Below are 22,609 nucleotides of genomic sequence, written 5' to 3'. Positions count from 1 at the left end.
ACCACCGAAGAGCAGGTATGCGTTGTCCGGTCCGAGTGCGATCAGGATGGAACCGGCCGCGGCAATTGCAGTAGCGGGCAACATGATCGGGCGTCGACCGAGTCGGTCGGACAGCGGTCCGCAGATCAGCATCGCCGGAATGATGCCCAGAACGTAGGCGAACAGGAACGTATCGACCACCACGGCCGAGAACCCGTGGTCGAGTCGGTACATCACCAACAGCGGCGTGAACTCGTTGCCGCCCCAGGCGACAGCGAACATGCCCGCCGCCACCAGTAGCCAACGTCGCGCAGTCGTCTCGATGTCCCGATCGTTCGTGATCGTCTCGCTCATCGTGCTCCCCCTCTGTCCGGTCGTAGGCCGTGCACCCCGAGCATGTGTTGTTCGACGGCGCGCTCGAATCCGTCTGCGTCGCCGGCCTCGATCAGGTCGGCCAGCCGGCGATGGTCGTCGACGATGCGGGAGATCTGGCCTGGGTCACGCGTCACCGAGGCTGCGGTCATTCGGCGTTGACGCTCGCGAAGTCCGTCGTAGAACGCGTCGAGCAACGGGTTGCCGCCGGCATGGACGACGGTGCGATGGAAGTCGGCGTCGACGGCGCTGAACTGCGCGGCGGTACCGTCCACGGCCAGCTGCTCTTGTAGCTGCAGGTTCTCCCGCAGCGCGGACACCACGGATTCGCGGGCTGACGCGTCGTCGATGAATGCTCGGACGCTGCCTGCCTCGACGAGTCGACGCGCGTCGATGACGCTCTCGGCCTCACCCACCGCGATCGGCACCACCAGTGCCCCACGCTTGGGGTAGAGCCGCATCCACCCCTCGACCTGCAGACGCAGAAACGCCTCGCGTACGGGCGTGCGACTGATCTCGAGCCGGGTGGCGATCTCACCCTCGCTGACGAGCTCACCGCCGGGAAGTTCTCCCGAGACGATGAGCTCCTTGACCGTCACATACGCCGTATCGGCGGCAGATTTCGTCTCGGACACAACATAGATACTAGATGCACCTCAACTGTGCACCAATTTCGGGACCCGTAAAAGTCCACTCAACGTGACATTGACTACCGAAAAGGCCACCGAACGTCACATTGACTCCCCAGGGGCAGGGCGGTCAGGGCACCCAGTGCCTCGCGGCGATGTCGTCGATCACCGGATCGCCTTCCTGCGCCGACTCCAGTGCTTCGAGGTCGTCGCGCAGTGCGTTCAGACGCGGGTCGTCGCCCTCCGCTTGTTCGGCGGCCGTGCCTCCGTCGTCGGCGAGTTGTGCGAGGAGTTTCGCGCGAACGCGATCCTTCAGTGTGTCGCTCATTCGTCGTCACCCTTCTTGAAGACACGGCGGGCCGTGGGGATGAGCGCGATGAGCACGCCCAGCAGCACGATGATCGAGAAGATTTCCAGCAGCATGTCCAACTCCTAGCGGTTTCAGGTCGGGGCGATCGCGGTGCCCCACGGGGTGTTGCGCACCACGGTGAACACGGTGAGGACGGCGATCAGGACGATCACCGTCGGGCGGTTGAATCGCGGGAGCTCGAGCGGGCACCCGGTCCAGCGAGCGCGGAGCCACAGTGCCCACACTGCGATTACGCCGACGGCAACCACAACCGCAACGACATTGCTCGACGCGGCCGCCGCGATGTCTCCGCGGGTGAGGTCACCGAGAGCCCGGGTCGTGCCGCATCCGGGGCACCACAATCCGGTCAGCGCGTGAAACGGGCAGGGAAGGTACGCCGAAGTGCGAGGGTCACGAACGTGCAGCAGCACTGCCCCACCGACAGCCGCAGCGGCAACACCGAGAGGTGCGGCGATGCTGCGCGATCGGGTGGGTGCTGTCATGCTTACCAGTCCATCACGGTTCCAGCGTCCGTCACGGTTCAACGACGATCGTCGCCGTCATGTCCGGATGCGGGGTGCAGTGGTAGGTGAAGGTCCCCGCGGTGTCGAAGGTGTGCGTGAACTGACCGGTCTCCATCAATTGACTCCGGAACGAGTTGTCGTCGGCGACCATGTTGTGAGCCATGCCACGGTCGGCGAACACCCAGGTAACGGTGTCCCCCACGGAGATCGTCAGTGACTTCGGCGAGTACATCCGATCGGCGACGGTCACCTGGTTCTCGGCAACCGGTTCGGCGGGCGCGGCCGGGGTGGTTGCGGTGGAGCAGGCAGTCAACATGATCATCGATGCCGCGAGCAGTCCGAAAGCCTTCATGCCTTCGACGGTACCGAAGGCGTCATTCCCTCCGGCCGAGGATGTACTGGGCCGTCAGTGCAATCGATCGCTCCGAATCCCGGGACAGTTCCTGGAGCGCCGCGAGCGCTGCCGAGCCCGGAATGCTCGCCAACGCCTGCGTCACTCGCTGTCGCACCACGGCATCGTCGATGCCGTCCATCAACGCCACGACAATGGAGTCAGCGGATCCCAGCACGCTCAGGGCATCCGCGGCATCCACATCGTTTTTGCCGTCGTGCACCATCGCGATCAGTGTCGGAATGGCGTCGACGACGCCTCGAGTCGCCAGTTCCAGTGCAGCGACCCGCCGGACCTGCTCGTCGTCGTGGACCAGCGACTCGGTCAGTAGTTCGGTGGCATCGGGGTGAGGTATCTCGACGACGGTGTCCACGGCGCGGCGTCGTACCTCGGGGTCCGAAGAATTCATGCCCTCCTGCAGCGGCCCGATCGCGTCCCCACCCGACTGAGCGAGAGCCCACCGCAGTGCGCCGGCCACGTTGGTTGCGGGCTCACGCAGCACCGCCTCGGCCAGGGCGTCCGCCGGAATGGGCCGATCTCCGGCAGACGACAGCGCCGCCGTCTGCCGCTTCCCTGCACTGACAGACCCGAGATCACTCAGCAGCGCCACAGTGTCGAGTACGTCCTCCCAGTCCGCCGGCCGCAGGTCGCCGATGCGACGCAACCGCGTGAGCAACTCGGTATCCCGAGCGATGCGTTCCTCCGTTCGGGCGGCGAGCTCGTCGACGAGTCCCGAGGCCGCGAAGTTCGGGTCGTCGAGGGCTCGCCCGACGTCGTGCAGGGACAACCCGAGCGAACGCAGCGACTCGACGTGGAACAGGCGCCGCACATCGTCCGGCGAGTACTCGCGGTAACCGGTGCCGCTGCGAGACGTCGGTTGCACCACACCGAGCCTGTCGTAGTGCCGGAGCATGCGCGCACTGACGCCCGACCGCCGCGCCACCTCACCGATCAACATAGTTCCATCTCACCCCGCAGAGTCGTTCACACCAAGGGCATCGACACGTTTGGCCTCGAACACTGCGAATCCGGCGTCCGGGTCTCGGAGCAGCGCCTCGGTTGCTTGTGCATGGGCGCGAACGGCTGGATCCGTGCTCGACGCGGCCTCGCGCAGCATCTCCTCGATCACCGATCCGAGCGCAACGAGCGCGCGGCTGAGGCTCCGCTGGACGTCGTGCCCACCTCGGCCGAGTTGGGTGGACAGCTTTGTCGCCAATGCTGATTCACTTCCCGCCGGCACCAGAACCACCGCGGCTCGCCATGCGCTTCGGGCCACTTCGTCGTCCGGATCAACAAGCACGGAAGAGGTGATCGCCTCCCACGCCGACTCGTCCTTGGTTTTCGACAACGTGTGTAGCGCCTGACTGCGAGCCTGCGCGCCACCCCATCTCACCTCCTCGATCAACCGCGGAACCGTCGCCGACGCAGGAAGTCGAATCAGCGCCCACGTCAACATCTCTCGCACCTGAAAATCGGGTTCGACGGCGCACCGCTCCAGGAGTGCGTCGAGATGCCGCGGGTCCGGTGAAGTCCCGATGTCGAGTGCAGCCCGGAGGCGGACCGACGGTTTGCTGTGCTGGAGTGCTTCCTTCATGACGGTCAGCCAAGACCTTGTCACGATGTGAAGGTCAACCCCGAGTCAACACATCGGCGAGTGTTCGGTTCATCGTGTTCAGTGCGCGCACCGCACCCCGCAGCGGACCGGGCGCGTTGGTAGAGGTGAGCAGCACATCCAATACCGTTGTCTCGGTGATCTTCTCCGGCGGCTCGACGTGATTTCCGGCAACGGCTGCCTCGACGTGACGCACAGTGTCGCGCACCAGAGCCGCCGCGTCGCGTAGCGCCTGGGCAGTCTCGGCCGTCGGAGCCGTTTCCGCCTCGGCGCGGGAGGCGAGCACGCCCGCGCGGGCCAGAGCGTGCGCCGATCGGCCGCTGACTGCCAGCACTCGTAGCAGTCGTTTCGCGCCTCGCCTGCTGCGGGTCGTCGGCCCGAGCACCAGCGGCTTTCCGGCCGACACGACGTCCTTCAACGCATTGTCGAGCGTGCGCGTCGACGCCACCAGGTCGGTCTCCTCGCCCGGAGCGATGACCGATTCCACGCTGGATTCGATCAACGTATCCAGCTGTTCGAGGTACGTATCGACCTTGTCCACCAATGTCTTTCGAGTACTTGTCGAGAAGATGAAGTAAGCGGAGACCATACCGACCGTGCCGCCGACCGCGGTCTCGACGATCCGAAGCTCGAGCACTTCGATGCTGAACGTTCCCAGTAGCCCGTAGAGCATCGCGAGCAGAATGGTGACGAAGAACGACAGCAGCGCATACGCCACCGTCACCAGATAGAACGCGAAGAAGACACAGACGACGATCAGCACCAACTGCAGGGGTTGATTGTTGCCCACCAGTGCGGCGATCACCACCCCGGCGAGCACACCCGCGATGGTCCCGAGGACGCGTTGGCCAGCGCGCGTGAGGATTTCACCGCGCGTCGACGCCCCCGTGAACACCAGGAACGCCGTCAGTACGGCCCAGTACCAACGGTCGGGTGAGACCAGTTCACCCAGCACGGTCGCCGCACTGGTGGCGACGGCCACCTGGATGGCGGCCTTGGTGCTCGGATTGAGTCCGCTCGGCGTGTCCTTCGTCGCAGGTTCGGGGACGACTCGGGGACCCGCATCAACGGCAACCGCATTGGTGGTGATGTGATGAATAGCGATGTGCGCCTGCACAGCTCGTTGCGCCGAGACCGTGGCAATCCCCGCGGGGGTGGACGGGTCGGCGCGCTCGGCTGCTGTGGACGCCAACCGACGGGCTGCACGCAACTGCTCTGGCGACGGTGTGTTCTGCAGAACCGACCCGAGTGCCGTGGTCGCCTGCCCCAGCGCTGTCGGCCAGGGCTTCGCGGGATCCAGAGCCCACAGTGAGCTGACGAGCTGCTCGGTGGCGATCTGGGCGTCGAACACGCGGAGCGACAGATCTGTGCTCGTGACGCTGAGCAGTTGCCCGGCATCGTGTCGGTCGAGCCAGTCGTCGATCATCAGCGCCGTGTTGCCGAGTCGGTCGAGTCTGCGGCGCACCAGGTTCAGGTCGCGGCTCTCCCCTGCCGACGCCGCCTCGAGCACCGACACCGAGACCGCCCGCATGGCGAACAGCAATCGACGAACCTCCACGATCGGCCGATCGGGGAAGATGACCGCTCGCACGAACAGGGCAATCACCAAGCCGCCGAGTATTGCCGCGATGAGCATCGGCAGCTGCCCCGGCGTCGCGCGCAGGAACAGCGCGAAGAAGTACGAGATGAACGAGACCATGCCCAGCGCCGTGCCGCGCGGGCCGAAACGGCGCACCCACACGGCCGTGAACAGCACCGCGATGAATCCGACGTCGGCCACCTTGCCGAGTTCGGAGAGCAACGCCGCCAACGTCACTGCTGCCGAGGCCGGCAGCGCCATCAATGCGGTGGTGACCAGCCGACTGTGCTGGTCCTTGTCCTTCACCGCGGCCGATGCCTGCATCGCCACGACGGTTCCGAGCATCGCCACCGTCACCGGCTGCCCGATGGCGCGCGTGATCAGCACCAACGTCACCATCGCCAGCAGTACCGTCAGCGTCGTCGCCGAGGCGCCGCGCAGCCGTACCTGTCCCGGATCCGAGGCGTCGAGGATTCGGGCGAGGCGGTTCATTCCCTCGATTCTGCGCTACGGCTCAGCCCCGTGCCGCCCGGATCGCTGGGGCCGACGAATGCGGCAGCAATCGGCTCATGTCCGATGGCATGACCAGTTCGACGGTCGCGGATTCGTCCAGTCGGTACGGCTGCGTGGAGATGATGCCGGCGAGGTGTTTGCGCAGCCGCGACATCTCGGCCCGCACGGTGATGGCACGTCCGTCGTCGCCGAACAGATCGGCGGCCATCTGCGACGCGGTTCGCCCCTGCCGATGCGTGGCGAGAAGGTACAGAATTTCGGCGTGCCTGGGCGTCGGCTCGTGGGTCCACTCCCCCACCTCGCTGCGCACTTCGATGCGAGGTTTCTGCGAATTGCGCAGGTCGATGCGAATTCTCGTCGATCCGACATCGGCGACGCCGGAATCCATCGTGCTGGTGGGTCGGACGAGCCATCCACCGGGCAGCGGCTCGAAGTCGCACACGCCGAGGGTCGGCAGCCAGAAGCGTCCGGTCGCCAGATCCTCGGGCAACAGAATGCGATTACGCAGCGCTACCGATTCGACAGCCGCGACCCAACCGTTCGCGTCCACAGCGAGGGCCGGGGACTGAAGGCGCGCGAGCATCGGTGCGGCAACCGAGCGCAGTCGATCGAGGGTGCTCCGATGAAGTTCCCGCAGTTGCGATTCCGCCAACCGTGCGACGGCGTCGACGAGTGCGATGGTGGTGGGGTGGACAGTCTTGGCCGGGCCGCTGACATCGATGGCCCCCAGCACCTGACCGGTCCGAGGGTCCCGAATCGGCGCACCGGCACACGTCCACGAATGGTGGCTGCGCACATAGTGTTCGGCCGAGAAGATCTGCACCGCGCGCCGGGAGACCAGCGCGGTGCCGATGGCATTGGTGCCCACCGAGTCCTCGGCCCAGTTGGCGCCTTCCACGAAGCCGAGGTCGTCGGCGCGGTCCAGTACGGCGGTCGATCCGCTGCGCCACAGCACCCGGCCGTGCCGATCGGCGACGACGAGAATGTTGTCGCCGTCCTGCACCACCGATTCCAGGCCGCGGGCCAGATCGTCGAGGATGTCGAACAGCCCCGATTCCCGACGGCTCAGCTCGAGGTCGGAGACGTCCATCTGCGTCTCGGCGGGGTTGCCCAGTTCCGGGTCGATGCCCAGGGTCTGCAACCGCCGCCACGAGTCCCCGATGACCTCGCGGGGACGTGCGGGCGACTTGCCGCCGGTCATGGTCGCGTCGTACACGGCAGTGAGAATCTGCGCGTAGCGGCGCGGGTCTTCGCCGGCCGCCAGCGCAGGTTCAGGACCTGTCGACTGCGTCATCACAGTCAATTGTGCTCCAGCTCACAGATCGACATCAACGGGGGCTACCGATAGACCAGACCGCCGTCGATCAACGGAGCCTGGCCGGTCATGTAGTCCGAGTCGGGCCCGGCGAGATACGAGACGAACGCCGCGACATCCTCGGGGGTCTGCGCGCGACCGAGGGCGATGCCGCCGACGAATTTGTCGTAGGTCTCGCCTTCCGCTGCGCCCGTCAGCTCGGCGAAACGCTTGTCGATGGTGACCCACATATCGGTGCCCACCACGCCGGGGCAGTACGCGTTGACGGTGATCCCCTCGGCCGCGTATTCCTTCGCTGCAGCCTGGGTGAGGGCACGAACGGCGAATTTCGTTGCGCTGTATACCCCGAGCATGGCGAACCCGTCGTGACCGGCGATCGACGACGCGTTGATGATCTTGCCCTTCTGGCCGAGAGACCTGAATTTCGCTGCGGCAGCTTGGATTCCCCACAGCACACCGTCGACGTTGACGGCCCAGATCTTCTTCGTGTCCTCGGGTCGAACATCGTCGAGCGGCGCAACCTGCGCGATGCCCGCGTTGTTGACGATGACGTCGAACCCGCCGAGCGCCTCGTGCGTGTGCTCGACGGCGGCGAACACCTGATCGCGGTCGCTGACGTCGGCCACGAATGTCGTTGCTTTCGAGCCGGTTTCACGTACCTCATCGGCGACGCCGGCGATCTTGTCCTCGACCAGATCCACCAGGGCGATGTCGTGTCCGTCGTTCGCCAACCGCAGCGCGATGGCCCGGCCGATGCCCTGGCCCGCACCGGTCACCAGCACCGCGCTCATGACGCTGCCCCGGTGGAAGGGTCGACCAGAACCTTCATCTTGGTGCCCGCATGCAGCGCCTCGAAGCCGTCGTCGATGACTCCGTCGAGCGTGATCTTGTCCACCCAGCCCGTCGTGTCGTAGTGGCCCTGGCTCATCAGATCGATGACGGCCTCGTAGTCGGCGGAGGTGTAGCAGAGCGAGCCCTGGATGCGGGATTCGTTCATCACCAGCTTCTGCAGCGGTGTGGTCAGTGGCTTTTCGTAGATCGCGACGCTGACCAGTGGCTTTCGCGCACCGATGCATCCGAGCGCTGTCTCGACGGCCGGTTGAACGCCGGCCGCGTCGTAGATCGCATCGGCTCCGTTGCCGTCGGTGAGATCGGCGATGAAGGCGGGGACGTCGACAGCCGTCGGGTCCAGGGTCTTCGCGCCCAGGGCTTCGATCGATGCTCGACGCGTCGGCGATGGTTCGACGACGTACACGTTCTCGACGCCCTTGCCGCGCAGCGCGAACCACAGTCCGATGCCGATAGGGCCGGCCCCGAACACCATCGCGGTGTCGTCGGGCTTCGGATCCCCCAGTGTCGCAGCGTGATAGGCGACCGACATCGGCTCGACGAGCGCACCGAGTTCGAGGGAGACGTTGTCGGGCAAGGCATGAATCATGTCGGTGGGCACCACGGTGTATTCGGCCATTCCGCCGTCGGACATCAGTCCGTGGAAGCCGATCTGCGCGCAGATGTTGTAGTTGCCCGCGCGGCACGGGCCGCAGTGCCCACAGCGGTAGAGCGGCTCGATGGCGACGCGGTCGCCCACGTTGATGCCGGTGACACCCTTGCCGAGTTCGGTGACCGTGCCCGAGAACTCGTGGCCCAGCACCAGCGGCATCTCCTGACCGGTCAGCGGATGCGGCGAGGTGGGGATGAAGATGGGGCCGGCGTAGTACTCGTGCAGGTCGGTTCCGCAGATTCCGTTGAACCCGACTTGGATCTTGACCTGCCCTTCACCTGGATTCGGCTCGGGTACGTCGGTGATCTCCACCTTGCTGGGGCCGTAGTACACAGCTGCGCGCATCGCTTCACTCCTGATCGTCGGATGCACTCATGTCTATGTGACGCCGACCACTTCGGACAGGGTTGCAGCGCGTTGCAGTCACTGCCCTCGGAATCGGGTGCATTCGACCGCGCTGAGCGCGGTCAGCTGCACCGGATTCGCACTGCAACCCCCTGCAACTCTCGACCACCCACCCCTGAAGGAGTGTGCTGGGTCACACAGAAGGTCCCGCACACCGCTAGGAGTTTTGATGACCCAGACCATCGAGCCGGTCGACATCGCCCGCACCCACACCCCGCAGGAACGGGTCGACGCCTGGCTGTCGGAGTTCGAGCAGGCGCTGGTCGCGCGCGATATTCCTCGCGTTGCCGGCATGTTCGCCGTCAGCAGCTTCTGGCGCGATCTCGTCACCTTCACCTGGAATCTGAAGACGGTGGAGGGGCGCGACGGCGTGTCCGACATGCTCTCCGAGCGGCTCGACGACACCGATCCGACGGGTTTCCACACCACCGAGCCTCCCGACGAGGCAGACGGCGTGGTGTCGGCGTGGATCGAGTTCGAGACCGCGACCAGCCGCGGCAAGGGTCATCTGCGCCTGACCGTCGACGCCGATACCGGCCAGGACGTCGCGTGGACGCTGCTGACCACGATGCAGGAGCTCAAGGGTTACGAGGAGCGTCAGGGCAGCTCGCGCATCAAGGGCGCGGTGCACGGCTCGAATGCCGATACCCAGAACTGGGCGGAGAAGAAGGAGATCGAGGAGAAGGAACTCGGCTACAGCGTGCAGCCGTACGCCCTCGTCGTCGGCGGCGGCCAGGGCGGTATCGCTCTCGGCGCTCGGTTCCGTCAGCTCGGTGTGCCTGCGATCGTCGTCGACCGTGCCGAGCGCCCCGGCGACCAGTGGCGCGGCCGCTACAAGTCCCTGTGTCTGCACGACCCGGTCTGGTACGACCACCTGCCGTACCTGCCGTTCCCGCCGAACTGGCCGGTGTTCGCGCCGAAGGACAAGATCGGCGACTGGCTCGAGATGTACACCAAGGTCATGGAGGTCCCCTACTGGACCAAGACCACTGCCAAGTCCGCTACCTACGACGAGGTGGCGAAGGAGTGGACGGTCGTCGTGGACCGCGACGGTGAAGAAGTGATCCTGCGGCCCAAGCAGCTGGTGATGGCCACCGGAATGTCCGGCAAGAAGAACGTGCCGAACTTCCCCGGCATGGACGAATTCGAGGGCGAGCAGCACCATTCCAGCGAACACCCCGGTCCCGACGCGTATGTCGGCAAGCGGGTCGTGGTGGTGGGTTCCAACAACTCCGCGCACGACATCTGCAAGGCGCTGTACGAGACGGGTGTCGATGTGACGATGCTGCAGCGCTCGTCGACACACATCGTCAAATCCGATTCGCTGTGCGATATCGCGCTGGGTGATCTGTACTCGGAGCGGGCCGTCGAGTCCGGAATGACCACGGGCAAAGCCGATCTCACGTTCGCGTCCTTGCCCTACCGGATCATGCACGAGTTCCAGATCCCGGTGTATCAGCAGATCGCGGAGCAGGACAAGGACTTCTACGATCGGCTCGAGAAGGCCGGCTTCCAGCTCGATTTCGGCGACGACGGGTCCGGGCTGTTCATGAAGTACCTGCGCCGCGGCTCGGGCTACTACATCGATGTCGGCGCGTCCGAGCTGGTCGCGGACGGCAAGATCAAACTCGTTGCCGGGCAGGTGGATCGGATCAGCAAGACCGGCGTCGTGCTCGACGACGGCACCGAACTGCCTGCCGATCTGATCGTCTACGCCACCGGCTACGGCTCGATGAACGGCTGGGTGGCAGACCTCATCGATCAGGAGACCGCAGACAAGGTCGGCAAGTGCTGGGGCCTCGGCTCGAACACCACCAAGGATCCCGGTCCGTGGGAGGGCGAGCAGCGCAACATGTGGAAGCCGACGCAGCAGGAGAACTTCTGGTTCCACGGCGGCAATCTGCACCAGTCGCGGCACTATTCGCTCTACCTCGCACTGCAGATCAAGGCGCGCTACGAGGGCATCGACACCCCGGTCTACGGACTGCAGGAAGTGCATCACCTTCGGTGATGCATGTGCGCGGTAACTCGTAGCCTGCTACGAGTTACCGCGCACATGGGCTATTCCGTAAGTTGCGCTCTGAGCAGGCAGAACTCGTTGCCTTCGGGGTCGGCGAGGACGTGCCATTGCTCGTCGCCCGTCTGGCCCACATCGGCCGGGCGGGCACCGAGCGCGAGCAGCCGCTCGAGCTCGTCGTCCTGATCCCGGTCGGTGGGGTTGACGTCGATGTGCAGCCGACCTTTTCCCGTTCTCGGCTGCTCGTGCCTGCTCAGAATGATCGTGGGCTGCAGGCCACCGAACCCCGAGGCCGGCCCGATCTCGATCAGTTCCCCACCCTCACGATCGAGCTCGACGAATCCCAATACCTCGCACCAGAACTGCGCCAGCAGTTCCGGGCTACGGCACTCCAGGACGAGTTCACCGATGCGGCATGCCATGAGCTTCCCTACGTTCGGTCGTACAGATCGATTGCCTGAGCTTTCTTGATCAGCGCGTCCTCGGATCGCACCTGGGCCAGGTTTACGACGCGCGTCGGCAGCACCGAGGAGTACAGCCAGTCCGTTGCCACCCGCACTCGTGCAGACACCGTCGGCAACGCGTACAGGTGATAGCCGCGCGCGACGAACTTCGCGACGGGTCCGGTCAACGGAATGCCCAGAGGCTTTGCCACGCCGTCGAATCCGCCGAGATCGGCGACGAGCCCCAGATCCGTGTGCTTGTACGGACGCGCCTGCCCGACACCGAGGGACGCCGCGACGTTCCGGGCGACGGCCACACCTTGGCGCTGGGCGTGCTGCGCCGTCGGCGGCGTTGGCTTCGACGGGTCGGCGGCGAGGTCGGGGACTGCCGCCGCGTCGCCGATCGCCCAAACATCTTCTACGCCGGGGACGGTCATGTCCGCGCCCACCACCAGGCGTCCGCCCGCTGTGGGCAGACCCAGCCGTGCGATGAGCGGGCTCGCGGCGACGCCTGCTCCCCAGACGAGCGTCCGGGACGGGATCACCTCGTCGTCGGTGAGCGTCACCGACGTTGCAGTGGCCGATGCCACCGACACCCCCAGCCGGACGTCGACACCCCGCTCGGCGAGCACGGCGAGCGCTTCCTTGCCCAGTCGCGCGCCGAGCTCCGGCAGCACCGCGTCCGCCACGTCGACCAGCACCCAGCGCACCTCGTCCGGGTCGACGCTCGCCCAACGGGACGCAATGCCTTTGACCCAATTCTGCATCTGCGCAACGAATTCGGTGCCCGTGTAACCGGCCCCCACGGCCACCACCGTCAGCCGCTCGGCTCGTTCGCTCCGGCCTTCCGGGGTGTCGGGCAGAGCATCGGCTGCGTCGAGTTGCGCGAGCACATGGTTGCGGATGTAGACGGCTTCACTCAGCGTCTTTAGCCCGTACGCATGCTCGTCGACGCCGGGGATGTCGAACTGCTTGGTCACCGACCCGGGCGCTAGTATCAGCTTGTCCCACTCGAGCGTCGAGTCGCCGTCGGGTCCGATCACCGTCAGCTCGCGCGCGTCGAAATCGACGGTCGTGACGTGACCGAGCACCAACTTGACGCGCGGCAGCGCTTGACGGGTCGAGACGGCGATGTCCCGCGGATCGAGAACGCCGGTGGCGACCTCGGGTAGCAGCGGACTGTAGAGCAGGTAGTCGGTGGGGGCCACCAACGTCAGCCCGGCGCGATCTGGCCCCAGCAGCTTCGTCAGCCGCTGCAAGGCGTTGAATCCGCCGAAGCCCCCACCGACCACCACGACGCGAGCAGGCCGCGCGGGGACCGGAGAACTCGTACCGAAACCAGGAAGGAATCTGCGCATATCCGAGATTAACCCGCCGGTGAGCCACCCCGCAGACGACGTTCGGAGGTTGCCGAGAGAACGTCAGCGAACCCCGTCCCACACCGCGCGGGTTGCCGGCCTCGGGTCGAGGGAGACGCCCGGCTCGTTGCCGAACATCATCACGGCCCGGTCGGTGCCGTACGGGTCCCAGCCCGGAGAGCCGTCGCGCACGAAATCGACCCAGGCACGGTGCATCTGGTCGGCCACCTGCTGCGGCGGATTCGGGCCCGTGATGCGGGCGGTCTCGGGCTTGTGCAGCATGTCGAACACGAACGGAATCTCCAGTGCATGGCAGGCTCCGAGTGCGCCGTCGAACAGCGATGAGCGCCAAGTGAACTCGTAGACGAATGCATTTCCGGAACGGGCCTCGACCAGGCGTGTGGCTGGGATGCGGAAGAACCAGTCGGTCATGACGGCGATCATCAGCTCGCCGGCCGAGGCCTCGGGCAGCTGCTCGCGGTACAGGTCCAGCGCCGAGGGGTCGGCTCGGTACCCGGCGAGAACCATCTTCACGTAGTCCTCGGTGATGTGAGGGACCAGGCCGGCAGGCACGATGAAGAACGCGTGCTCCTCACTGGTGGTTCCGATCAACACGTCCACCTGTGTGCCCGCACCGTCGTTGATGCGCGAAATAGGCAGCGCCGGAACGACATCCCCGTCTATGTACGGCTCGAAGGCCATGACGTTCAAGGCCAGCTCACCCCACGCCCCGGTCGGGGCCTCGGCGGTGATCCGATCGGACAGTTCACGTTGAGCGTCGACCAACGCGTCCACCGACACCGAAGCAAATCCGTCGACCGTTGCCTCCACACCGAGCGCGGACGCCAATGCTGCGGAGACCTTGCCTGCGGTCTCGGCGGCAATGACATGGTGCCCGGCTCCGCTCTGCAGAATTGCCCGCTGGAAGAGTCCCTCGGCACGGGGCATCGACATCAAGGTGCCGACGCTCATCGCGCCCGCGGATTCACCGGCGATGGTCACCTGCGCCGGGTCACCGCCGTAGGCAGCGATGTGGTCGCGGACCCATTCGAGAGCCGCGACCTGGTCCAGCATTCCGCGGTTGGCCGGGGCACCGTCGATCAGTGCGAAGCCGTCGACTCCGAGTCGGTAGTTGATCACCACGGCCACGACGCCGTCCCGGGCGAACGCGGAACCGTCGTACGTGGGAATCGCGTTGCTGCCGTTGACGAATGCGCCGCCGTGGATCCAGACGAACACCGGTGCCGAGCCGCCGACATCGGGGGTGAAGACGTTGACGTTCAGGCAGTCCTCGCCCGGCACCACCGGCTCGCTGAGGATCTCGCTGGTCGGCGGCCGGTAGCCCACCTTGGGAACGGTGGCCCCGAGCTCGAGCGCGTCGCGCACTCCGTCCCAGGTGGGCGGCCGCGACGGTGCCTGGAATCGACGGGGGCCGAACGGGGCCTCGGCATACGGCACCCCGAGGAACGAGGTGACGCCGGCGTCGGTCCGACCGCGAACCTGGCCCTGAGGTGTATCGACGGTGATCATGTCCATACGTCCTTATTACCCTGTTCGCCTCGGACCGACGCCGGCAGGCGGTCAGACCAGACGTGCTTCCGGCGAGCCCGTCTTCCCCGCGTCACGCTCGACCGAATCGCCGAGCGCATCGTCGATCTTCGCGAGCACGTCGCCGTCGAGGGTGACCTCGGAGGCCTTGATGTTCTCGGCGATCTGCTCGGGGCGGGAGGCACCGACGAGTGCGGCGGCGATGTTGTCGTTGGCCAGCACCCACGCAACAGCCAACTGCGCCATGGTGATTCCCAGATCGTCGGCGATCGGCTTGAGCTGCTGCACGCGGGTCAGCGTCTGGTCGTCGAGGTAGCGCGCGATCATCTTGTCGCCGCCCTTGTCGTCCTTGGCGCGCGAGCCGTCGGGCAGAGGTTGGCCGGGGAGGTACTTGCCGGTGAGCACTCCCTGGGCGATGGGCGACCAGACGATCTGCGAGATACCAAGTTCCTTCGACGTCGGGATCACCTGATCCTCGATGACGCGCCACAGGGCCGAGTACTGCGGCTGGTTCGAGATGATCGAGAAGCCGTCCTGACGGGCGAGTTCCTGCCCGGCACGCAGTTGATCGGCGGTCCACTCGGAGACGCCGATGTACAGCGCCTTGCCCTGGCGGACGACGTCACCGAATGCGGCGATGGTCTCTTCGAGCGGAGTCTCGACGTCGTAGCGATGGGCCTGGTAGAGGTCGACGTAGTCGGTGCCGAGCCGACGCAGCGACGCGTCGATGCCTTCGAGGATGTGCTTGCGCGAGAGTCCGGTGTCGTTGGGGCCCTTGGGTCCGACCGGGAAGTAGACCTTGGTGAAGATCTCCAGCGATTCCCGACGCTCGCCTTTCAGCGCGTCGCCCAGCACGGTCTCGGCTGCTCCGTTGGCGTAGACGTCGGCCGTGTCGAACGTGGTGATGCCGGCATCGAGGGCCGCGCGTACGCACTGGGTGGCGATGTCGTTCTCCACCTGCGATCCGTGGGTCAACCAGTTGCCGTAGGTGATCTCCGAAATCTTCAGTCCGCTGTTTCCGAGGTATCTGTAAGCCATGAAGAAAACGGTACTCCGGTGACTTCGCGGTTCGCTGCTGGTCTACTCGGTTATGACACTTCGCGTACACAATCTGTCGGTCTCGCTCGACGGTTTCGCCGCCGGTCCCGATCAGAGCCAGGACAACCCCATGGGCGTCGGCGGCATGGCGCTGCACCAGTGGGTGTTCGCCGATCACTCCGACACCGAACACCCCGGTGCCGATCAGCGGATGCTCGACCTCGGTACCGAGAACATCGGCGCAACCATCATGGGCCGCAACATGTTCGGTCCGGTCCGCGACGAGTGACCCAACTACGACTGGCGCGGCTGGTGGGGAGAGGAGCCGCCGTACCATCATCCGGTGTTCGTACTGACCCATCACCCGCGGCCACCTCTGGAGATGGTCGGCACCACGTTCCACTTCACCGACGACCCCATCGAGGCCGTACTCGATCGCGCCCACGAGGCGGCGTCGGGCAAAGACGTGCGCCTCGGCGGCGGGGCATCGACGGTTCGGCAGTATTTGAAGGCAGGGCTCGTCGATCACCTCCATCTTGCGGTCTCGCCGGTGATTCTCGGAGCGGGAGAACCGATCTACGACGGTCGGGATCCGGCAGCGTTCGAGCGGACGGAGACGGTGGGATCGGATCAGGTGCTACACGTCGTCTACAACCACGTCGTCTACAACAGAGTCCGGTAGCGGTTCAGAGCCCACATCCCGAGACCTGCGAGCACGACGGCGACACATGCACCGCCCGTCGAGAGCCAGAGTTCGACGCGGGGCCAGGACGTGTCCGTCAGTGCAGAGGTCAACGGCGTGTACGACGTCCATCCGTAGGTGACGACCATCGGCACCGTGATCGCCGCCGGGATTGCGAGGCCGAGGGTCGACGGCGTCGGTGCGGCCGGTGTGCACGCCACGTACAGGTACGCTGCGGCGGCCGGAAAGACGATCAGGGTCGCGACGTAGTGAACGTTGTCCAGCGGCGGCTGCTCGAACAGTGCCGTCACGCAGACCACCGCCAGAACTGCGACGCCGATCAACGGACGCCCCCAACGCAATCCGAGCGCGGCACCGGCGGCCACCGCGATTGCGGTGACAGCTACCAGTCCCAGTGTCCAGGCCCGGGCCGAGACACTGATACCCACCCCGGCCGTGGTGGTCGAGGTGAGCAACACCGCCGTTCCGGCGAGAACCATGACGCCGCCGCGGCCCGGTAGCAGGCCGGCCGCCGCGAACAACACGGGTACGACGAAGAGTCCGTAGTACCAGCGGCCGCCGAACCCGTACAGGCTCTGGAACATGCTGAACACGAACACCATATTGAGCAGCAGCCCACCGATCGCCACCAGCAGTATTGCCGCGACTGTGCGGATGTCGCGATCGGTGGCCGGGCTTTCGCCCTGTTCGGCGCGCGCTGCCCACGCCGCAGCCACCATCACGAGCACACAGAGCACCGGCACGACCACCGGTGTGCCCATGTCGGATTCGGTGAGGTAGTCGGCGTAGCGCCGGGGAATTGCGCTGTGCTGTAACGCCTCTACTGCACCCACACTGAGCAGCCCGAGCAGAAACGATGCCGTCAGCAGCGCCTGCCGAACCCGCGTGCTGTTCGCCTGCACTGCACTGCATCCCAACAGGACTCCGCCTGCCATCACCTCGGCGAAATCGGACGAGAACAGCAGTGCCGATCCCCCGATGACAACTGCAGCGGCGATGGACAGTCCGGCCAGAACGCTGCGACGACGAACGACCATCGCCGTACCCGACGCAAGGATCAGCGCGACCGCGACTCCCCCACCGCCGCTGGAGAGCAGCAGCCCGCCGACGCTGGTGTCGCCGAGGATGTCGATGCCGTCCGATTGCATCGACAACCCGGCCAGCAATCCGGTCAGCAGTACCCCGAGCGTAACCATGCCCGAATTATGCACTGCCGCCGCGATAGTCCCTGGATGCCCTAAGGATCTTCTCCAGGGTTGCCGCAAAGGCCTGCAGCTCGCCCTCTCCCACAGCGGCTCCCACGGCATCGGACCATGCATGTTGCGCATCCCGCAGCTCGGCAACGGTGTCGCGGCCCTTGGCGGTGGGTTCCAACAGCTTCGCGCGCTTGTGGTTCGGGTTGTCGACGTACACGGCCCACCCTTTGTCCACCAACAGATTTGCGGTGCGTTGCACACTCTGACGCGCTAACCCCAGCCCGACGCGTCGCGCGATGTCGGCTACCGAGAGCGGCTCGTCCAAGGTGGCTCCGAGAACCTGCCACCACGCCGGAGTCAGACCCGTCGGCTCGGTGATGTCCTGTGCGGCGGCGAGGAATTCACCGTTGAGCTCGAAGACGGGCAGAACCAGCGCAGTCAGCGCATCTCCCTCGGGAGTGCGCTGCTTCATGCGCCGGCCAGCTGGTCGTAGTACTTGCGTTCCCCCGACGTATAGAGGCCGTACCAGGCGTCGACCACAGGTTGCGGAAACACGTTCAACCGCTCGAACACGAGCTTCGCGAATTCCAACGGGCTCACGCCGCCTGCGGTGATCACGGTGCCGTCGGACACTGCCTTCTCGTCGCGGTAGTACTCCGAACCATGGTATTCGGTTGCCTGCGTGAGGAACTCGGCGGCATTGGAGGTATGTGGCCGGTCGTCGAGCACTCCGGTTCGGGCCAAACCCAACGTTGCGCCGCAGATCGCCGCGACCGGCGTTCCCGCCGCAACGAGTTCGACTGCGAGCCTCAGCACCGCGTCGTGACCGGAGTCCCAACTGGGCGCGCCGGGCAGAATCAACGCATCGAGAGTGGGAAGGTCTGCCACCGCGACATCGGGAGTGATTCGCAGACCTCCCATCGTCGTGACGACGTCTTCTGTCTCGGATGCAACGATCAGCCGATTGGCGTCGGGGTCTTGTTCACGAGCCATGGCCAACCCGGCGGTGAGGTATCCGTACTCCCAGTCGGCCATGGTGTCGGTGGCGTACAGAGCGATCGTTGTCATCTCGAACCTCCAGAATTTCGACAGTGTGCTGTCATTTTGCGCACATGACAGCACGCTGTCAATCCACCACTGCCCGATCGGGCAGGTTCCGTCGAAACGTGCGTCGAGCGGAGCAGTCGGCGATACCGTCGTATGACGACCATGCGCCGGCCGACGGAGGTGCGCGAGATGCCCAGCGGTGCCGAGAAGCTCCGAGATTCCATTGCCAAGTCCTGGCAACGGTCGGCGCAGAGCGGTCTCGCACCGGCGGACACCCTGGAGCAGGCGAGCCTGCGTGACGTCGACCGTCGTAGCCGCCTCCTCGCCGCGGCAAATCCCATCCTCGATCGGATGGAGAGCGTGCTCCACGGCTCCGGGTACTGCGTCCTGCTCGCGGACCGTGACGCCCGGCTGGTCGATCTCCGTTTCGGAACCCATTCGCTACGAGATGCGGTGTCCTCCATGGGCGCGGTCGTCGGCCGCTCGTTCACCGAACAGGCGTCGGGCACCAATTCGATCTCGACAAGCTTCGAGATGCGCGCCCCGTGCGCTGTGCACGCCGAGGAGCACTACATCGAGTCGATGAAAACCTTCGGCTGCTACGGCCACCCCCTCATCCACCCCGTCACCCGCCGCATCGAGGGCGTCCTCGACATCACCTTCCTGGCCTCCGACGACAACCCGCTGCTCCAACCGATGCTCGTCCATGCCGCACAGGACATTCAGGGCAGGCTCCTCGAAGAGACGCGTTCGGGCGAACAACGACTCTTCCAGGCTTTTCAGTACGCATCCTCACAGCGCCGCGGTGCACCCGTCATCGCGATAGCCGACGAAATCCTGCTCGAAAACACCAGCGCTGCAACAATAGTGGACACAGTCGATCACTCCGCACTACGCTCGCTCACCGACGATGCGGTCCGGCGCAGCGGCGTCGTACAGGATGTGATTCTCAATTCCGGACTGCATGCAACCGTGCGCTGGGAACGTCCGGTGTCGGCCGCGGGCATCGTCATCGAGATCGATCCGCACGACACCGTGCGTACACCACCACCGGCACCGAAGACGCGAAAGCCGTTGTGCGTCAACGGTGAACCCGGCACCGGAAAATCCACCACTCTGGCCCGATGGACAGCAACGACGTCACCACGCTGGTTCGACGCGTCGGATCTGGTGACGACGACTGCGGCCGAGTGGTTGGCAGGCGTCGAGCATCAGATCCGGGCGGCACACGATGTCGTGGTCGAGAACGTGCATTTCCTCACCGGCCCGGTGGCGAGCCGGCTGCATTCGATTCTGTCGTCCGCTCCCGGGTGGTACGCGCTGTCGAGTTCGGCCACCGACTCGGCCGAACTCGAACATCGCCAACTTCTGTCCCTGTGCGCCGAGACCATCGAGTTGGCCCCGTTGCGCTCTCGCCGACACGAGATTCCGGACCTGGTCCGCGCCATCATGGCCGAGCTCGAGTCCCGCGCGCACTTCACCCCGGCAGCGTTGTCGGCGTTGATCGACTACGACTGGCCGGGCAACATCGGCGAACTCCGAGCCGAGGTCACCGAGGCCGCGTCGCGCAGATCCGTCGGAGATATCACCGAACGGGAACTGGTCCGGCCGCGCAAGAAAGCGTCGACCACACGGATGAGCACCCTCGACACCGCGATGCGCGACGCCATCGTGCACGAGTTGGCGCGGCAGGGCGGGAACAAACGCACGACGGCGGAGAGCCTGGGAATCAGTCGAACCACGCTGTACAAACGGATGCGCGAATTCGGCATCCTCGGCTGAGGTTGTCCACTTTCTGAACACTCTCCACCCGTGATCGGGGTCACAATTCCATGCATGGATGCGCGCCCGGCAATACGAGAGCAGCGGCACCGTCGGACACGCCACATCCATCGACCGCTGAATCGACGTCAGGAGAATCTCCGTGAAGACCAAAGCAGCAGTACTGTTCGAGCCACACAAGCCGTTCGAGATCATCGAACTGGACATGGACGGCCCCGGCCCCGGTGAAGTCCTGATCAAGTACGTGGCCGCAGGACTGTGCCATTCGGATCTACATCTGCTCGACGGTGACCTGCCACCGCGCTTCCCCATCGTCGGCGGCCACGAGGGGTCCGGCATCATCGAAGAAGTCGGTCCCGGCGTCACCAAGGTCAAGCCCGGCGACCATGTCGTCTGCTCCTTCATCCCGAACTGCGGCACCTGCCGCTACTGCTCCACCGGCCGACAGAACCTGTGCGACATGGGCGCAACGATCCTCGAGGGCTGCATGCCCGACGGCACGTTCCGTCGCCGCGACAGCAAGGGCACCGAATTCGGAGCGATGTGCATGCTCGGCACCTTCTCCGAACGCGCCACCATCTCGCAGCACTCCGTCGTCAAGATCGACGACTGGTTGCCCTTGGAGACAGCAGTTCTCGTGGGCTGCGGCGTTCCGTCCGGCTGGGGTACCGCCGTTTACGCGGGCGGTGTACGCGCAGGTGACTCCGTGATCATCTACGGCATCGGCGGCCTCGGCATCAATGCCGTTCAGGGAGCGGTGCATTCGGGCGCGAAGCATGTCCTCGTCGTCGATCCGCTCGAGTTCAAGCGTAACCAGGCGCTGAAGTTCGGGGCGACTCACGCGTTCGCGGACTACGCGTCGGCGCAGGAGAAGTTGACCGAACTCACGTGGGGTCAGGGAGCGGACCAGGCTCTGATTCTGGTCGGAACCGTCGACGAGGAGGTCGTGCAAGCCGCAACCGCGGCCATCGGCAAGGGCGGCACCGTCGTCATCACCGGGCTCGCCGATCCCGAGAAGCTGACTGTGCACGTGTCCGGCACGGATCTGACGTTGAATCAAAAGACGATCAAGGGCACGCTCTTCGGGTCCGCGAATCCGCAGTACGACATCGTGCGCCTGCTACGCCTCTACGACGCCGGGCAACTCAAGCTCGACGAACTCATCACCTCGACCTACTCCTTGGAGCAGGTCAACGAGGGCTACCAGGACCTACGCGACGGCAAGAACATGCGCGGGGTGATTCACTTCTGAAACACGCTGCGGCAGTGGTGCGGTCGAGTGCGCTGGGTGGCACTCGACCGCACCGCTGTGAGCATCCGAATGCACGAACGATGGTGGTCATCTCCAGTCGATCGGCAACACTCGCGTTGCCCGAGCACGCGGGTCCACCTCGTCCAGATAGATCCGGCATGCTGCGTGATAGCGCTGGTCGAAGGCGCGACCTGCCGCCTCCGTGCCACCGAGCGCCTCCGCATCCCTGGCGATACCGCGAGCCCGTGCGACGTCCATGGGGGTATCGACGAAGACTGTGTAGTCCCAGTACTCGGGCAGCGGCGGCCGATGCAAGAACGATCCGTCCACCACGACGATCGCGCCGGCCGGCACCGGCTCGAGCGGATCGTCCACCGGCTCATCCGTCGCCAGATCGATGACCCGACGCCGAATGGCCCCGCTTCCGTTCGGCCCCAACGGGATCAGCACGTGTGCCGCAAACGCGTCGAAGTCGTACGCGTCCCGGTAGTAGCCGAGAGCCGACGCCCGACCCTGCCGATACCGGTGGGCGCGCCGATGATGAAAGCCGTCCATCGTCACGTGCACGGACGGACGCCCCTGTGCCGCAACAGCATCGACCAGCCATCGCGCGCAGGTGGATTTGCCCGAAGCCGTCACCCCGTCGATCGCCACCCGTAGCGGGTGTCCCGGGGCCCGGGAGAGCACATCCTGCACCAGGTCATCACCGACGCTCATGGCTCGAGGTAGGCGATCAACTTAGTCAACCAAGTGGTTGACTACGTCGAGCGGGCGGCTTACCCTCAGGAACAACGCACAGCGAGGAACCCCATGGACGATCGAACAGAGCAGCTCAACAGGACGTTCGCGGCATTGGCCGATCCCACTCGACGTGACATGGTTGCCCGGCTGGCCAGCGGTGACGCGAATGTCAGCGAACTGGCCGAGCCGTACGAGATGAGCCTGCAAGCGGTCTCGAAACACGTGAAGGTGCTCGAGGAGGCCGGATTGGTCACGCGCAGCAGGGATGCCCAGCGTCGTCCGGTGCATCTCGATGCCGAGGTGTTCGGCCTGTTG

24 protein-coding genes and 1 pseudogene are annotated in these 22,609 nt (G+C 65.5%); 6 read left to right on the top strand and 19 right to left on the bottom strand.

The features are described 5' to 3' along the window. From A2J02_RS22055 to A2J02_RS22005, 11 genes are all read right to left on the bottom strand, one after another. Window positions 1–333, bottom strand: a 333-nt coding sequence (locus A2J02_RS22055; RefSeq protein WP_156516339.1) for an MFS transporter, incomplete at its 3' end; no start/stop codon positions are given. Beyond that, a complete protein-coding gene (locus tag A2J02_RS22050) occupies window positions 330–986 on the bottom strand; it encodes a GntR family transcriptional regulator (RefSeq protein ID WP_068053596.1) in 657 nt (218 codons plus the stop codon). The genes A2J02_RS22055 and A2J02_RS22050, both read right to left, overlap by 4 nt. Window positions 987–1,110: 124 nt before the next feature. Further along, the gene (locus A2J02_RS22045) at window positions 1,111–1,308 is read right to left on the bottom strand and encodes a hypothetical protein (RefSeq protein ID WP_068053595.1); all 198 of its coding nucleotides are present in this window, start codon (window positions 1,306–1,308) and stop codon (window positions 1,111–1,113) included. A gap of 113 nt (window positions 1,309–1,421) precedes the next feature. Further along, complete coding sequence (locus A2J02_RS22040; RefSeq protein ID WP_068053594.1) at window positions 1,422–1,832, bottom strand: DUF2752 domain-containing protein; 411 nt, start codon at window positions 1,830–1,832, stop codon at window positions 1,422–1,424. Between the two features lie 31 nt (window positions 1,833–1,863). Further along, window positions 1,864–2,205, bottom strand: a complete 342-nt coding sequence (locus A2J02_RS22035; RefSeq protein ID WP_068053593.1) for a cupredoxin domain-containing protein — start codon at window positions 2,203–2,205, stop codon at window positions 1,864–1,866. 22 nt (window positions 2,206–2,227) lie between these two features. After that, window positions 2,228–3,202, bottom strand: a complete 975-nt coding sequence (locus tag A2J02_RS22030) for a HEAT repeat domain-containing protein (protein ID WP_068053589.1) — start codon at window positions 3,200–3,202, stop codon at window positions 2,228–2,230. 9 nt (window positions 3,203–3,211) lie between these two features. Further along, complete coding sequence (locus tag A2J02_RS22025) at window positions 3,212–3,838, bottom strand: HEAT repeat domain-containing protein (protein ID WP_068053585.1); 627 nt, start codon at window positions 3,836–3,838, stop codon at window positions 3,212–3,214. Window positions 3,839–3,872: 34 nt separating this feature from the next. Next, on the bottom strand, window positions 3,873–5,927 hold the full coding sequence (locus tag A2J02_RS22020) for an FUSC family protein (RefSeq protein WP_068053583.1): 2,055 nt from the start codon (window positions 5,925–5,927) through the stop codon (window positions 3,873–3,875). 22 nt (window positions 5,928–5,949) lie between these two features. Beyond that, window positions 5,950–7,242: a GAF domain-containing protein gene (locus A2J02_RS22015; RefSeq protein ID WP_068053582.1), complete on the bottom strand. Its 1,293-nt coding sequence runs from the start codon at window positions 7,240–7,242 to the stop codon at window positions 5,950–5,952. Between the two features lie 44 nt (window positions 7,243–7,286). Then, on the bottom strand, window positions 7,287–8,054 hold the full coding sequence (locus tag A2J02_RS22010) for an acetoin reductase (RefSeq protein ID WP_068053580.1): 768 nt from the start codon (window positions 8,052–8,054) through the stop codon (window positions 7,287–7,289). Next, the gene (locus A2J02_RS22005; protein WP_068053578.1) at window positions 8,051–9,109 is read right to left on the bottom strand and encodes a 2,3-butanediol dehydrogenase; all 1,059 of its coding nucleotides are present in this window, start codon (window positions 9,107–9,109) and stop codon (window positions 8,051–8,053) included. The genes A2J02_RS22010 and A2J02_RS22005 overlap by 4 nt, the downstream gene beginning before the upstream one ends. Window positions 9,110–9,338: 229 nt before the next feature. Here A2J02_RS22005 and A2J02_RS22000 point away from each other — a divergent pair, with 229 nt between their 5' ends. Further along, window positions 9,339–11,180, top strand: a complete 1,842-nt coding sequence (locus A2J02_RS22000; RefSeq protein ID WP_068053575.1) for a flavin-containing monooxygenase — start codon at window positions 9,339–9,341, stop codon at window positions 11,178–11,180. Window positions 11,181–11,230: 50 nt separating this feature from the next. On the opposite strand, the gene A2J02_RS21995 is transcribed toward A2J02_RS22000, so the two are convergent. The 4 genes from A2J02_RS21995 to A2J02_RS21980 form a co-directional block, all read right to left on the bottom strand. After that, on the bottom strand, window positions 11,231–11,608 hold the full coding sequence (locus A2J02_RS21995; RefSeq protein WP_068053571.1) for a VOC family protein: 378 nt from the start codon (window positions 11,606–11,608) through the stop codon (window positions 11,231–11,233). Between the two features lie 8 nt (window positions 11,609–11,616). Further along, entirely contained in the window at window positions 11,617–12,987 is a 1,371-nt protein-coding gene (locus A2J02_RS21990; RefSeq protein WP_068053568.1) for an NAD(P)/FAD-dependent oxidoreductase, read from the bottom strand. Window positions 12,988–13,050: 63 nt separating this feature from the next. After that, on the bottom strand, window positions 13,051–14,523 hold the full coding sequence (locus tag A2J02_RS21985) for a carboxylesterase/lipase family protein (protein ID WP_068053565.1): 1,473 nt from the start codon (window positions 14,521–14,523) through the stop codon (window positions 13,051–13,053). A gap of 45 nt (window positions 14,524–14,568) precedes the next feature. Beyond that, entirely contained in the window at window positions 14,569–15,573 is a 1,005-nt protein-coding gene (locus tag A2J02_RS21980; protein ID WP_068053562.1) for an aldo/keto reductase family protein, read from the bottom strand. Between the two features lie 52 nt (window positions 15,574–15,625). On the opposite strand from A2J02_RS21980, the gene A2J02_RS28830 reads away from it, so the two are divergent. Together A2J02_RS28830 and A2J02_RS28825 are read left to right on the top strand one after the other, a co-directional pair. Beyond that, a complete protein-coding gene (locus A2J02_RS28830) occupies window positions 15,626–15,862 on the top strand; it encodes a hypothetical protein (RefSeq protein ID WP_231893970.1) in 237 nt (78 codons plus the stop codon). A gap of 30 nt (window positions 15,863–15,892) precedes the next feature. Further along, window positions 15,893–16,255 (top strand): annotated as a pseudogene (locus A2J02_RS28825) (dihydrofolate reductase family protein); the annotation flags it as partial. Here the strand turns inward: A2J02_RS28825 and A2J02_RS21970 are convergent. From A2J02_RS21970 to A2J02_RS21960, 3 genes are read right to left on the bottom strand one after another with little or no spacing between them, the layout of a single operon-like run. After that, on the bottom strand, window positions 16,237–17,472 hold the full coding sequence (locus tag A2J02_RS21970; RefSeq protein WP_068053559.1) for a hypothetical protein: 1,236 nt from the start codon (window positions 17,470–17,472) through the stop codon (window positions 16,237–16,239). The pseudogene A2J02_RS28825 and the gene A2J02_RS21970 sit on opposite strands and share 19 nt — an antisense overlap. Before the next feature lie 7 nt (window positions 17,473–17,479). Beyond that, window positions 17,480–17,944 carry a MarR family winged helix-turn-helix transcriptional regulator gene (locus tag A2J02_RS21965; protein WP_068053555.1) on the bottom strand — a complete coding sequence of 155 codons (465 nt, stop codon included), beginning with the start codon at window positions 17,942–17,944 and terminating at the stop codon, window positions 17,480–17,482. After that, window positions 17,941–18,540: a DJ-1/PfpI family protein gene (locus tag A2J02_RS21960; protein WP_068053553.1), complete on the bottom strand. Its 600-nt coding sequence runs from the start codon at window positions 18,538–18,540 to the stop codon at window positions 17,941–17,943. The genes A2J02_RS21965 and A2J02_RS21960 overlap by 4 nt, the downstream gene beginning before the upstream one ends. 141 nt (window positions 18,541–18,681) lie before the next feature. On the opposite strand from A2J02_RS21960, the gene A2J02_RS21955 reads away from it, so the two are divergent. Both A2J02_RS21955 and A2J02_RS21950 read left to right on the top strand, forming a co-directional pair. Beyond that, window positions 18,682–20,301, top strand: a complete 1,620-nt coding sequence (locus A2J02_RS21955; RefSeq protein ID WP_231893972.1) for a sigma-54-dependent Fis family transcriptional regulator — start codon at window positions 18,682–18,684, stop codon at window positions 20,299–20,301. A 142-nt stretch (window positions 20,302–20,443) separates the two neighbouring features. Continuing rightward, window positions 20,444–21,553: an NDMA-dependent alcohol dehydrogenase gene (locus tag A2J02_RS21950; protein WP_068053551.1), complete on the top strand. Its 1,110-nt coding sequence runs from the start codon at window positions 20,444–20,446 to the stop codon at window positions 21,551–21,553. 87 nt (window positions 21,554–21,640) lie between these two features. On the opposite strand, the gene A2J02_RS21945 is transcribed toward A2J02_RS21950, so the two are convergent. Then, window positions 21,641–22,270 (bottom strand): hypothetical protein, encoded by a 630-nt coding sequence (locus A2J02_RS21945; protein WP_068053550.1) that lies wholly within the window; start codon window positions 22,268–22,270, stop codon window positions 21,641–21,643. A gap of 93 nt (window positions 22,271–22,363) precedes the next feature. Here A2J02_RS21945 and A2J02_RS21940 point away from each other — a divergent pair. Further along, on the top strand, window positions 22,364–22,609 hold a 246-nt coding region (locus A2J02_RS21940), incomplete at its 3' end, for an ArsR/SmtB family transcription factor (RefSeq protein WP_068053540.1).

Source organism: Rhodococcus sp. EPR-147 (assembly GCF_001647185.1).
Classification (GTDB): Bacteria; Actinomycetota; Actinomycetes; order Mycobacteriales; family Mycobacteriaceae; genus Rhodococcoides.
This window is presented reverse-complemented; position numbering and strand designations above follow the sequence as displayed.